Origin of the sequence: Flavobacterium sp. DG1-102-2, from assembly GCF_033042555.1 — a bacterium.
GTDB lineage: Bacteria > Bacteroidota > Bacteroidia > Flavobacteriales > Flavobacteriaceae > Flavobacterium.
This window is the reverse complement of record NZ_JAWLIK010000006.1, coordinates 69,230-82,684: the sequence shown is the minus strand read 5'-3', so window position 1 is coordinate 82,684 and position 13,455 is coordinate 69,230. Positions and strand designations below refer to the sequence as shown.

Below are 13,455 nucleotides of genomic sequence, written 5' to 3'. Positions count from 1 at the left end.
CCAAAAAAGAAATATGAAGTCAATCAGGAACATGATACAGGGTAATAAGGGTTTTACAGCCTTCTTATTCCTATTTGTATTTCTGAATGCAGGCTTTATAAAAGGTATTACCAGCAGCGTTTCGGCTAAATCTCAAAAAACCGAAACTGGCCGTCATGCATCTGCCTCTAAATTTGATCTTGTCTCGGCAGACGAAGACGATTCTGATTCAGGCTTTTTTGACCAGTTAAAAAAGGATATCGATTCAGACGATTCTGATTTTATCCTGTTTGCTAATTTTACCTCAAAACCATTTACTCAATTTCAGCGCAAGCATCAATTTGCCGATGAAAACCTGCGTCCTGAAATGTACAGGGAGTCACTTTATGACCTGTACTGTAACTGGAAATTTCATCTTGCCTAGTACAGGTATTATAATTTCCTGTATCGCCTAATTTCGTTACGAGATAATCTAAGACTTTCTGCTGCTGCATTAGCCGCCTGTGGCCATGCATTTAGCTTACTTTGTGCCTTTTGTTTTATGCCTGTTGATCTGGTTAGATAAACTGCAAGAGCAGGTGTGGAAATCATTTAGTAAATGCGCCGCAGATAATTATAATACCTTTTATAAATATAAAAATTGTGTTAATTGCCCGGAATACCGGTAAAAGCATCCTGCCTGTTTGCATAGCCGGTATTCCTTTTTTACAACATTATCGTGAGCCTCGCGACAAGAGGTTAGGTGCTGTGATGACGCGCAGCGCCGTGTGTTTTTCAATTAGATTTAGATTTGGTTATGTAAAAGCCCCGGGACATATTTGTACCGGGGCTTTGCTATTTATTATAATGTATATAATTATTGTATTGTCCTGACTTCAGATATAAGTTTGCCATCAGCGCTAAAGCCTTCTATCAGCACCTTTAAAGGTTTGTCGTACATGTTGGGCAGAGTAAGGTCAAATTCGCCTTTATCGTTAGTCATTATCGTAGGCTCCCAGTTTATGATACCAAAGTTTTCAAAACCCTTATCGGTAACTGAATTATAGGTCACGTTCTCAAATGGCATCATTTTTTCAAAACCATTTTTCACCATTATCTGTGGCGTTTTTCCTTTGCCATTTGGCCTTGCACCTTTTCTAAGATAGATTTTTATCATACCCATGTAATTTCTTACTGAAGGAACTATTTTTTGCGAATTCATATAGATTTCGTCTACTTCATCTAAATATATGTTCGTCAGCCAGGTTAAATCACCAATAAGCTGCACGTCGTCAATATAAATAATAGGTCCCGCCTGAGCTCCATTGATAGAATTTATTGTTCGGGACTGTATTTTTAAACCGTCTTTGGTGTCTACCCAAAAGTTTCCATATGTGCGTATGAAATTTACCAGGCTAAACGATGCATTATTATCCTTATCACCTATTTTATAACCATGAAGGTCACCATTCCCTGATGTATTTGCATACTTAAGGGAAGCTGTTTTGGCTTCCATTTTTACCTCATTAAGCTCAACGGCTTCACCGTAAATATTTGCCTTGGCCGGGTCTTCAGTCGTATTGGCAGCATAAAATTTTGGCGCAGGCTTATAAGGTTTATTGAATTTTTTATTTGAATTTAAAGTTTGTGGTACTGCTGACAGTTCTTTTGGGTCTGCACCTCTTTTTATTACGGTTAAGCTCACGTAAGAGGAATCCGGAATTACAAGATTGTCAAAGTAAAACTCACCTTTTTCATTAATATCTGTTATCTCGTCAATGCCTGTGATAGAGAATAGCCTTACTTTAGAAGTCTTTGCATTCTGCATTCCAGTAGCTCCTTTTAAAGCAATTCCCATATCAAAGCTATAAGTGTTTTTAGGCACATTGCCTATAATGTTTCTCCAGGTATACTTGCTTTTCTGCCCTGTAAGCAGTAGGTCAAGCTCATACATCTTAGCTTTAGTAATAGTAGAGAAATAGTGCCTTCCTGAAATTTTCTTTTGGTTTTCAAGATAGGGTAGCAGCATTAACGAACCATAGATATCATTAGTGTCATCAAAGCTAATGGTGTTCTCCGGAAGCACAGAGATACTAAGGTTCATGTTAGGGTAGTTTACTTTTCCCTTTAACTGTATTTTGTCATCTTTCTGTCCTGTCCTGCTAAGATTTGCGGCTAAGTTTTCTTTAGGGTATTTAAAGAACATTCGTTCTGCCAGCTGATTAAGATCGCTGTCCAGTATTCGTATTGTATTTGTACCATCGGCAATATCAGAGTTTGGTATAACAATAGTTTGCTCTGTTGTTTTACTGTCTATGTCAAGTTCCAGAACTGTAGCCTTATTGTCCTGGTGTATCAGCATATAAATTGGCCTGGCGCCAAAAGAATCCAGCGTAGCTTTATTAGACCGTACTTTTATAATCGTTTTGTCGGCAAATGCATAGCTGTTAACTTCTAATGCTACGCCTTTAAACTCCGGATTAGGTAGTGGTTTTTCGTGTTTATGGTCATTTACGGCCACGACAACTTTACAGCCCTGTGATATGCCGGGTGGAACTAAAAACTTTCCGTAACCCATTTTGTTTATTGGAATTTTCTGTATCAATTTTCCTGACTGGTCTTGTAATTCTGCCGACTCTACGTTAACAGGCTCCTGATTCAGGTCAGAAACTTGTATACTTAAATTGTTAGTAATTCCATTTACCATGGTTCCTCCCTCAGGAGCGAGTTTTATGTTTATTTTAGAAAGGTCTGCGTGTGCCAAAACATTGCCCGCACCTGTCTCAGTATTTATTATCCCCACTTCATAAACGGCTGATTCATCTTCGGTAAAGTTGTTCATCCAGTTGGTGTAAAACTGGATATAGTATCTTCCGGATTTAAATTTGCTGCCTAATTTGAAACTCCCGGAAAAACTCCCTATGTTTCCATATAGTAACTTTGTTTCCAGGATCTTACCGTCAGAATCAATCAGGGAGGCATATACATTTACAGTTGTAAAAAAAGGCACATTTTTTTTCCGGTGAAAAACATAACCTTTAAACCAGATGTTTTCATTAGACATGAAAAGGCTTTTGTCAAAATGGACATGGATATTTTCCCTTTCGAGCGAAAAGTAGTCGGTTACAGATTTAAGGATCTCTTCGTTTCGCCCCTGTTGGGCATAGGTAATAAAGGATAGTAACAGCGCACTGGCAGTCAAAAGGCAAAGAAAAATTTTCTTCATGGGTGAGATAATTGATTGGTAAAATTTTTCTTTCAAATTTTATGCCATAAAGTTACGGTTTTCTGTATATGTATTTTTTAAACAGGATAGATTCTGTAACAAATAAAAAAGGAGCACTTGACAAAGTGCTCCTTTAAGAGTTTTTGATATGGTGATGATTACATCATTCCCGGCATACCACCGCCCATTGGCATTCCGCCTCCGGCGTTGTCTTCTTTAATATCTATAAGGGCGCATTCTGTAGTAAGGATCATTCCGGCAACAGATGCGGCATTTTCAAGTGCTACACGCGTTACTTTTTTAGGATCAATGATACCTGCTGCAAGCATGTCAACATATTCGTCAGTTTTCGCATTATAACCAAAATCTCCTGTACCTTCAGCAACTTTAGCAACAACTACAGATCCTTCAAGGCCTGCGTTCTCAACAATAGTTCTTAGCGGAGCTTCAACAGCGCGTGAAACGATCTGTATACCTGTAGCTTCATCAGCATTTTCAGCATTGATTGAAGATAGTACAGCTTTCGCTCTAAGCAGAGCAACACCACCACCTGCAACGATACCTTCTTCAACAGCTGCTCTTGTAGCGTGAAGTGCGTCATCTACACGGTCTTTTTTCTCTTTCATCTCAACTTCAGATGCAGCGCCTACATAAAGTACAGCTACACCACCTGCAAGTTTTGCAAGCCTTTCCTGAAGTTTTTCCCTGTCATAATCAGATGTTGTAGTTTCCATCTGCGCTTTGATCTGGTTAACACGGTTTTTAATGTTATCCTGATCACCTGCTCCGTTAACGAGTGTAGTGTTATCTTTATCGATAGTTACTTTTTCACAAGTTCCAAGCATATCAAGTGTAGCGTTTTCAAGAGTGTAGCCTCTTTCTTCTGCAATTACGGTACCGCCTGTAAGGATTGCGATATCTTCAAGAAGCGCTTTTCTTCTGTCGCCAAAACCTGGGGCTTTAACGGCAGCAATTTTAAGCGCACCTCTTAGTTTATTAACTACAAGCGTAGCAAGCGCTTCTCCGTCTACATCTTCTGCAATGATAAGTAATGGCCTTCCAGACTGGGCAACTGGCTCAAGTACAGGAAGAAGGTCTTTCATTGAAGATACTTTTTTGTCGTATAGCAAAATGTATGGCCTGTCTAATTCAGCCTCCATTTTCTCAGAGTTAGTTACAAAGTAAGCTGATAAGTAACCCCTGTCAAACTGCATACCTTCTACAACATCAACATACGTATCTGTTCCTTTAGCTTCTTCAACAGTAATAACACCTTCTTTACCTACTTTACCAAAGGCAGTCGCTATAAGCTCACCGATAGTTTCGTCATTGTTAGCAGAGATAGAAGCAACCTGTTTGATTTTCTCAGTAGCGCTTCCTACTTCTTTTGATTGTTTTGCAAGATCGGCAACAATAGCTTCAACAGCTTTATCTATACCGCGCTTAAGGTCCATTGGGTTTGCGCCAGCAGCAACGTTTTTAAGGCCTTCTTTTACGATAGCCTGAGCAAGTACAGTAGCAGTTGTAGTACCGTCACCTGCAAGGTCATTTGTTTTAGAAGCAACTTCTTTAACCATCTGGGCACCCATGTTTTCAAGAGTGTCAGAAAGTTCAATTTCTTTAGCTACAGATACACCATCTTTAGTTACTGTTGGTCCGCCAAATGCTTTACTTATAATTACGTTACGTCCTTTAGGACCTAAGGTTACTTTTACAGCGTTTGCTAACGCATCTACACCGCGTTTCAGGCCGTCGCGTGCTTCTATATCAAATTTTATTTCTTTTGCCATTGTGAATTTTCGTTATATGTTGTTTAAATAATTAACCTCAATTAGATGATTGCAAAAATCTCTTCCTCTTTCATGATAAGGTAATCCTTGCCTTCAAATTTCAGTTCAGTACCTGCATATTTGCCATAAAGTACAGTGTCACCTACCTTTACTGTCATGTCATGGTCCTTAGTGCCATTGCCTACAGCTACTACAATACCTTTTTGAGGTTTCTCTTTAGCAGTGTCAGGAATAAAGATGCCTGATGCAGTTTGGGTTTCTGCTGCTACCGGCTCTATAAGTACACGGTCTGAAAGTGGTTTAATGTTTAAAGCCATATTAGTGTTATATTTTATTATTGTTATTAAAAATTGTCCGGTTTCAGTTTTTCAGAAATTGTGCCATTCATACGATGTCTGACAAAGTTTCAGTGTAAAAAAAATGCCGGCTTAAAAATGCCGGCATCTATGCTATCGTCATGTACGAAATAATTACTGTTGTGGTTGTGCCGCAGGAGCCGGTGTTGTTGCCGGAGCTGCTACAGGCTGTGCTGTTCCATTTACAGGAGCAGCCGGTGTTTGTGCTGCCGGAGCCGGAGCTGCAGGTACAGCAGACTCGTCAATAAAAGAGTTGCTGTCTCCCATTGCAGAGAAACTAAGGCTTGATAATAATATAAGGGCAACTAATATTGTAGCAAGTGTCCATGTACTCTTGTCTAAGAAATCAGTTGTTTTTTGAACGCCGCCCATCATCTGCGAACCTCCAATAGATGAAGAAAGACCTCCGCCTTTAGGGTTTTGAACCATAATTACCACTACAAGCAAAAAGCTTACTATTGTTATAAGTACCAGAAAAATTGAAAAGTTAAGCATCGTTCTTTAAATTGTTATTTTGTTGAATAATCTTTATATCTGAAATACGGTCTGCAAAGAAAACACTTTTTTCCGGATATTTCAAAATTAAAATTTCATATGCCTGTATGGCTTTGCTGTATTTTTTCTGTTCAAGGTAAACACGGGCAAGCGTTTCGGTCATTAGCATTGAGTTATCCTGTGTGCTTTTCTCAATGTTTGCGGGGCTTGGCGTGTTATTTCTTACAGGCGCTATCTTTGGGTTGGCCTCAATAAAACGGTCGATAATTTCCATTTTTTTGCTGAGAATATCCTCTTTTTCTACTTCATTTTCTGTTATTTCAGGCTCTTTTTTCTTTTCTTCATCCCTGTTTATAGGTGTAAGTTTAGAAAGCTGGAGCCATTCTGCAAATGAGTGTGTTTCGCTGCTGTTAAACTCCAGAGGCTTGCCTATGCTCAATTTTTCTTCGGTAGCTTCAATCGCCGGGGTGTCAGGTTCAGGCTGCGGTTTTTCAACAACAATTGGTTCTGTCCCGGCCTGTTCAGTATCCTGTGTTGCTTTTATTGAGTTTTTTATAGATTCTGCAAGTCTTTCAGATAACGCATTTTCTGTAGCAGTTCTTATGGCTTCCGTATCTTCCACAACTTGTATAGAACGCTTTAATGATTCTTCCAGTTTGTTTACAGGTTCTTCAACCGGTATTTCTTTAATTTCTTCCGCTTGGCTTTCTGCGATAACTTCACTGTCGTTTACATCGATAGACTGTAACGCGATTTCCTGCTGGGCAAACACCTCTTTTTCTATGGTCTGGAATTGTTCAGATGTAATAAAATCAAAAAGCAAAGCACGGTCTGTAGTATAGGCAGCCGTCTTTTTAAGTTCGGTATTATATCTGAAACTATCCTGATTATACAGCCCCTTTAAATAAACAGCGCGCGCGCTCTGCAGGAACGGAAATTCCGAAAGGATGTTTTCCAGTTCGGCCGTCTGCTTCTCATTTAAAGAGTAAGGCTTATTGAGCAGGTATGTAAAGTCTTTTGTGTTCAAATTAGTTGTCGGTTTATGGTTGTCAGTTTTTGGTTGTTAGTTGATGGCTGCAATAGGGCAGCCATCAACTAACAACCATCAGCAAAACACTACCATTTAGCCAGCGATTCGTTAAATATGTCCTGGGTTATCCTCTCAAAAATGTCATCCAGGGCAGTCGTAAGCACAGATCCGGTAGGAGAAGAAGTTCCTGCAAAATCATAATAAAAGCTGAAAGGTTTCTCAAAATCGTCTTCTTCTTTGTTCTTATTCGTAAACCTTACATTGATAGTAATGCTAAGCCTGTTTTGTGCTGCTCTCTGGTCGGCAGTGGCGGTCATTGGCGATATGCGATATTGTGTTATCTCGCCATCGTATACTAAGTCACCACCAGAATTGGTAATGCTCAGGTTAGTTTGGTTTTGTATCAGGTTTTGAAGCCTCTGAGTAAACTGGCGTTCTATTCCTGGTTCAACCACGTCGGCTTTATTCTGAAAATAGATTACCTGAAACGTTTTGGCGTCAATTTTTCCAGATCCTGTAAAATTGTAGCTTACATTGCATCCGCTTAAAGTTAGTAGGAGGCAAAAGCCTATAATGAATTTTAAATGTCTCATATATAGTTAACTTAAAGCTATAAATCGTATTGTTTAATTTTTCGGTATAATGTTCGTTCAGATATGCCAAGTTCGTCGGCAGCTGCCTTACGTTTTCCTTTGTTGCGTTCCAGGGCTTTTTTAATAAGCTCGATCTCTATTTCGTCAAGGCGAAGAGTCTCTTCTTCTTCAACGGTTTCTGCAAAAAGATAATGGCCATCGTCATCATCTTCCTCTTCCTCGATAACCGGAGGTTCAGGACGGGTAGCTTTTTGCGGCGTGAATACCTCTGTACGAGGCAGGTCTTCAAAATCTTCGATAGAAGAGCCGTTCTGGCCGTAAATTTTTTGTATCAGGCCTTTGTTAGATTCCTGGACTTTAGAAGTATTACCATTCTGCATCAGTTCCATGGTAAGTTTCTTCAGGTCGTTAAGGTCGCTTTTCATGTCAAATAACACCTTATATAATATCTCCCTTTCATTGGTAAAATCACTTTCAGGCTTTTTGTCCTTAATAACAGCCGGAAGGTTACTGCCTTCTTCAGGAAGATAGGAGCGGAGTGATGCCAATGTAATATTCCTGTTGGCTTCAAGAACGCTTATCTGCTCAGCAACATTGCGTAGCTGGCGTATATTTCCTCCCCAGCGGAATTTTTGCAGCAGCACAACAGCGTCATCATCCAGCTTAATAGGAGGCATTTTATATTTATGTGCAAAATCTGATGAAAATTTCCTGAAGAGTAAGTGAATGTCGTCTTTTCTGTCGCGCAATGGCGGAAGTGAAATTTCTACGGTACTTAATCTGTAATACAGGTCTTCCCTGAATTTGCCTTTTTCAATGGCGTCAAACATATTTACGTTTGTAGCGGCTACAATACGCACGTTAGTCTTTTGCACCTGAGACGACCCTACCTTTATAAATTCGCCGTTCTCAAGTACCCGTAACAGCCTAACCTGCGTGGTAAGAGGCAGTTCGCCTACTTCGTCAAGAAAGATAGTACCGCCGTCGGCTACTTCAAAATAGCCTTCACGGGTGGCAGTTGCACCTGTAAAAGCACCTTTTTCGTGTCCGAAAAGCTCACTGTCTATTGTTCCTTCAGGAATAGCACCACAGTTTACAGCAATATATTTACCATGCTTTCTGTGCGACAGGGCATGTATAATCTTAGGGATATTTTCTTTACCCACACCGCTTTCTCCGGTAACAAGCACCGAAATATCGGTAGGGGCAACCTGAATGGCTTTTTCTACAGCACGGTTAAGCTTAGGGTCATTCCCTATAATCTCGAACCGTTGTTTTATGGCTTGTACGCTTTCCATAGTTAATTAACTACTTTAATTTTGCTTTTTATCGAATTAAAAATTTCCTTCAACTCGCCTTCCTGCAGGGTGTCAAGTTGGGATCTGTCAATAATTGAAGCCTGCATTTTATTGAAATAGATAAGATGCCATTTTTTTGTGCTTTTTATTTTAACAAGATCTTCCCACTTACAGGCATTAAGAAAGTTTTCTCCTTCTGTTTTGAATTCAGTCTCGTTTATAGTAAAAACTAAATTAGTATAATATCTTGGATTTTTTTTGAAGCTTTTTTTTGAGCGATTCGCTAAATTGAAAAAAAGTGATACAACTACAATTATCATTGTTATCAATGGGATAAAACCCAGTTCATTCTCTGCTGGTTCTATTCCAGTCCAGTAAGCGGATGTCGCATTAAAGGTAAAAATGAAGAGTACTAATAAAAGATAATATTTTGTCCTGCCGGAATATAAAATATACATACTTACTTTAGTAAGTGTTTTCTCTGTAAGGCTTTGTTTTATGATTACTTCCTTAGTCATATGTTAGCTCATGATTTCACTATATCCAACCGCCTCGCCAATAAGCGTGGCAGATGTACATTCTGTAATCAGTACGTTTACAAAGTCACCCGGTTTGTAATCCCCTTTTGGGAAAACTACAACTGTATTTTGTGAGTTTCTTCCGCTCCAGTGTGCGTCAGAACGTCTAGATTCTTTTTCGATAAGTACTTCTACTGCCTGACCAATAAAACGCTGTGTGCGTTCCAATGCCATTTTTTGCTGAAGATTAATGATTTCAGTAAGCCTGCGGTTTTTTACATCATCAGGAATATCATCTTCCAGTTTACGTGCCGCAAGTGTTCCAGGCCTCTCGCTGTAGGCGAACATAAACCCGAAATCATATTTGCAGTGTTCCATCAGCGTAAGCGTATCCTGGTGGTCTTCCTCAGTTTCTGTAGGGAAACCGGCTATCATATCCTGCGAAAGAGAAATTTCAGGAATTATGCGGTAGATGTTATCTACTAGTTCCATATATTCTTCGCGGGTATGCTGGCGGTTCATTTCTTTTAACACTCGGGTACTTCCGCTTTGTACCGGTAAATGTATGTATTTACAAATGTTATGGTGTTTTGCCATAACCTCAATTACTTCAAGGTGCATATCCTGCGGGTTAGAGGTAGAGAACCTGAAACGCATTTTGGGATATGTTGCAGCGACCCTGTCTAATAGCTGAGCAAAATCTACGGCAGTAGCCTTTTGCATTTCAGATGCTTTTACATAATCTTTTTTCAATCCGCCGCCGTACCAAAGGTAACTGTCAACATTCTGGCCTAAAAGCGTGATCTCTTTAAAACCGCGACTATGCAGGTCGGCAATTTCTTCCATAATGCTTTCCGGCTCACGGCTGCGCTCACGTCCGCGGGTAAACGGTACTACGCAGAATGTACACATGTTGTCGCAACCACGGGTGATTGATACAAATGCGGTAACCCCGTTGCTGTTAAGGCGTACCGGAGAGATGTCTCCATAGGTTTCGTCTTTGGATAGGATAACGTTAATGGCATCGCGGCCTTCTTCAACCTCTTTTAAAAGGTTAGGCAGGTCTTTGTAGGCATCAGGGCCTATAACCATGTCTACTATTTTCTCTTCCTCCAGGAACTGGCTTTTAAGACGTTCGGCCATACAGCCCAAAACGCCCACCTTCATTCCCGGATTTATTTTTTTTACCGCGTTATATTTTTCAAGCCTTTTGCGTACGGTCTGCTCTGCCTTATCACGTATAGAGCAGGTGTTTACCAATACAAGATCGGCTTCCTCAATATTCTGGGTAGTGTTAAAACCTTCATTAGCAAGAATAGAAGCTACAATTTCGCTATCCGAAAAATTCATCTGGCAGCCATAACTCTCGATAAAGAGTTTTTTTGTATTTCCTTCTTTTTGTTCTAAAACAAGGCTTTGCCCTTGTTTGCTTTCTTCTATAATCTTTTCCATAATTCACTTCTGTAGTGCTTATTCAGGTGGCAAAGATAGTATTTAATTCAATATTATGACAAGATGACAGCTTTAGAAACAAAGTTTTCTGAATGTAATTTTAGATGTTTTACACCTTAATATATTGTGTGGATTTCATAAAAGTTGTTTTAAAAAAATGAGTAAAAAACCAATATTTAAAAAAATCATATACTTTTGCCACACAAAGAAAAGCAATATGGCAAAGAATTTAGTGATCGTTGAGTCGCCTGCAAAGGCAAAAACCATTGAAAAATTTCTGGGTGCGGGGTACCAGGTTGAGTCCAGTTATGGGCACATAGCCGACCTTCCGTCTAAAGAAATTGGGGTGGATGTAGAGAATGGCTTTAAGCCGAAATATGAGGTATCACCCGACAAAAAAGCATTGGTAAAGAAACTTAAGGATCTTTCTAAATCGGCCGATATGGTTTGGCTCGCGAGCGATGAAGACCGCGAGGGTGAGGCAATTGCGTGGCACCTGGCGGAAGAACTGAAACTTGATAAGTCGAAAACAAAACGTATTGTTTTTCATGAGATCACTAAGACTGCAATCCTTAAAGCGATTGATAACCCAAGGGATATCAATTACAATCTTGTTAACGCCCAGCAGGCACGTCGTGTATTAGACAGGCTTGTGGGGTACGAATTGTCTCCGGTACTTTGGAAAAAAGTAAAAAGCGGACTTTCAGCCGGACGTGTACAATCTGTTTCTGTTCGTTTAGTTGTAGAACGCGAACGCGAAATACAAAATTTTAAATCGGAAGCCTCATACAGCATCACTGCAGAGTTTGTAAACGAAGCAGGAAAATCGCTGAAAGCAAAACTTCCTAAAAACTTTGCTACAAAACAGGAAGCCCAGGATTTCTTAAATAAAAATATTGGTTCTATATATAAGGTGTCAGACCTTGAGACCAAACCGGCAAAAAAATCGCCTGCTGCACCATTTACGACGTCAACACTTCAGCAGGAAGCCGCAAGGAAATTATATTTCCCTGTAGGTGTTACGATGATGCTTGCGCAACGTTTGTATGAGGCCGGACTTATAACTTACATGAGGACTGATAGTGTTAACCTTTCGCAGGATGCAATGGCTGCTGCCGAGGCTGAGATCATCAGGTCATACGGTAAAGAATTTAGCAAGCCAAGAAATTTTGCAACCAAGAGCAAAGGTGCACAGGAGGCTCACGAGGCCATCCGTCCTACAGATATGTCGCGCCATGGTGTAAATATCGACCGTGACCAGGCTAGGTTGTATGATCTTATCTGGAAGAGAACGGTAGCATCTCAAATGAGTGATGCCCAGCTTGAGCGTACCAATGTGAAAATTGAAGCAAATAACCATAAAGAATTATTTACAGCTTCGGGCGAGGTGCTAATGTTTGAAGGTTTCCTTAAAGTGTACCTTGAAGGAAGTGATGACGAAGATGTAGAGCAAGAAGGTATGCTGCCTGCATTAAGGGTAAATGAAAAACTTACTAATAATTATATTACCGCTACAGAGCGTTTTTCAAGACCACCTGCACGATATACCGAGGCTGCTCTGGTTAAAAAGCTTGAGGAGCTTGGAATAGGCCGTCCGTCTACATATGCGCCAACAATTTCTACCATCATCAGTAGGAATTATGTTGAGAAAGGTAGTTTTGAAGGGCAGGAGAGAAGGTACAAACAGATGATTTTAAAAGCAGGTGCTGTATCAGAACAGGAACTGCATGAAAATGTAGGCTCTGATAAAGGTAAACTTGTGCCTACAGATATCGGGATCATCGTTAACGATTTCCTTGTTAACCATTTTGAAACGATCCTTGATTATAACTTTACCGCTAAGGTAGAGCAGGATTTTGATGAGATTGCTTCCGGCAACGAGGACTGGACAAAGATGATGGGCGATTTCTATGGCCATTTTCATCCGACAGTTCAGGATGTTGAGAAAAATGCTGAAAGAGAATCCGGTGAGCGTATTTTAGGTACAGATCCTAAAACAGGCAAACCGGTAAGTGTCCGTTTGGGTAAATTCGGCCCGATGGCACAAATAGGCGATGCCGATGATGAAAACAAACAATTTGCAAGTCTTCTTCAGGAGCAGAACATAGGAACGATAACATTAGGTGAAGTTCTCGGATTGTTCCTTCTGCCTAAAAACCTTGGAACTCATGACGGGGAAGAGGTAGAGGTTAATAATGGACGTTTTGGTCCATATGTACGTTTTGGGAAAGCATTTATATCGCTTCCAAAAGGCGAGGACCCGCTCGATGTTACACTTGAAAGGGCAAAAGAGCTGATTCAGGAAAAACAACAGGCAGATGCGCCTATTGGTACATATAAGAATGAACCTGTTCAAAAAGGGGTGGGCCGTTTTGGTCCGTTCATTAAATGGAATGGCATATTCATCAATGTAAGTAAAAAATATAATTTTGACAAGCTTACGCAATCAGACCTTAATGAGCTGATAGAGGACAAGCTTCAGAAAGATATCGATAAGGTTATCCATAACTGGGAAGACGAAGGGATCCGTGTGGAGAAAGCACGCTGGGGACGTTCGGTTATCCTTAAGGGAAAAACTAAGATCGAACTTAATAAAGACGTAGATGCATCTAAAATGACTCTGGATCAGGTTAAGGCTCTGATTGAAGAAAAAGCGCCGGCCAAAAAAACTGCCGCTAAGAAAACAACGGCTAAAAAGGCACCTGCTAAGAAAACTACAGCTAAAAAGAAATAATATAG

11 protein-coding genes are annotated in these 13,455 nt (G+C 40.1%); 2 read left to right on the top strand and 9 right to left on the bottom strand.

The window, feature by feature from the left end:
* Positions 1 to 13 precede the first annotated feature (13 nt).
* Positions 14 to 403, top strand: coding sequence for a hypothetical protein (locus tag R1T16_RS10415; protein WP_317501040.1), 390 nt, complete (start codon positions 14 to 16; stop codon positions 401 to 403).
* A gap of 432 nt (positions 404 to 835) precedes the next feature.
* Here R1T16_RS10415 and R1T16_RS10410 read toward each other — a convergent pair whose 3' ends face one another.
* The 9 genes from R1T16_RS10410 to miaB form a co-directional block, all read right to left on the bottom strand.
* Entirely contained in the window at positions 836 to 3,184 is a 2,349-nt protein-coding gene (locus R1T16_RS10410) for a hypothetical protein (protein WP_317501039.1), read from the bottom strand.
* Between the two features lie 158 nt (positions 3,185 to 3,342).
* The gene (gene groL, locus R1T16_RS10405) at positions 3,343 to 4,974 is read right to left on the bottom strand and encodes a chaperonin GroEL (RefSeq protein ID WP_317501038.1); all 1,632 of its coding nucleotides are present in this window, start codon (positions 4,972 to 4,974) and stop codon (positions 3,343 to 3,345) included.
* A 41-nt stretch (positions 4,975 to 5,015) separates the two neighbouring features.
* Entirely contained in the window at positions 5,016 to 5,291 is a 276-nt protein-coding gene (groES, locus tag R1T16_RS10400; RefSeq protein ID WP_057670056.1) for a co-chaperone GroES, read from the bottom strand.
* 153 nt (positions 5,292 to 5,444) lie between these two features.
* Positions 5,445 to 5,825, bottom strand: coding sequence for a preprotein translocase subunit SecG (secG, locus tag R1T16_RS10395; protein WP_317501037.1), 381 nt, complete (start codon positions 5,823 to 5,825; stop codon positions 5,445 to 5,447).
* Positions 5,818 to 6,852 (bottom strand): tetratricopeptide repeat protein, encoded by a 1,035-nt coding sequence (locus R1T16_RS10390; protein ID WP_317501036.1) that lies wholly within the window; start codon positions 6,850 to 6,852, stop codon positions 5,818 to 5,820. The genes secG and R1T16_RS10390 overlap by 8 nt, the downstream gene beginning before the upstream one ends.
* An 89-nt stretch (positions 6,853 to 6,941) precedes the next feature.
* On the bottom strand, positions 6,942 to 7,448 hold the full coding sequence (locus R1T16_RS10385; RefSeq protein WP_317501035.1) for an LptE family protein: 507 nt from the start codon (positions 7,446 to 7,448) through the stop codon (positions 6,942 to 6,944).
* Between the two features lie 17 nt (positions 7,449 to 7,465).
* Positions 7,466 to 8,746 carry a sigma-54 dependent transcriptional regulator gene (locus tag R1T16_RS10380; protein ID WP_317501034.1) on the bottom strand — a complete coding sequence of 427 codons (1,281 nt, stop codon included), beginning with the start codon at positions 8,744 to 8,746 and terminating at the stop codon, positions 7,466 to 7,468.
* A 2-nt stretch (positions 8,747 to 8,748) separates the two neighbouring features.
* Positions 8,749 to 9,264 carry a YcxB family protein gene (locus R1T16_RS10375; protein ID WP_317501033.1) on the bottom strand — a complete coding sequence of 172 codons (516 nt, stop codon included), beginning with the start codon at positions 9,262 to 9,264 and terminating at the stop codon, positions 8,749 to 8,751.
* 3 nt (positions 9,265 to 9,267) lie between these two features.
* Positions 9,268 to 10,716 (bottom strand): tRNA (N6-isopentenyl adenosine(37)-C2)-methylthiotransferase MiaB, encoded by a 1,449-nt coding sequence (gene miaB, locus R1T16_RS10370; RefSeq protein WP_317501032.1) that lies wholly within the window; start codon positions 10,714 to 10,716, stop codon positions 9,268 to 9,270.
* Between the two features lie 217 nt (positions 10,717 to 10,933).
* On the opposite strand from miaB, the gene topA reads away from it, so the two are divergent.
* The gene (topA, locus tag R1T16_RS10365) at positions 10,934 to 13,450 is read left to right on the top strand and encodes a type I DNA topoisomerase (RefSeq protein ID WP_317501031.1); all 2,517 of its coding nucleotides are present in this window, start codon (positions 10,934 to 10,936) and stop codon (positions 13,448 to 13,450) included.
* The last annotated feature ends 5 nt before the right edge of the window (positions 13,451 to 13,455 follow it).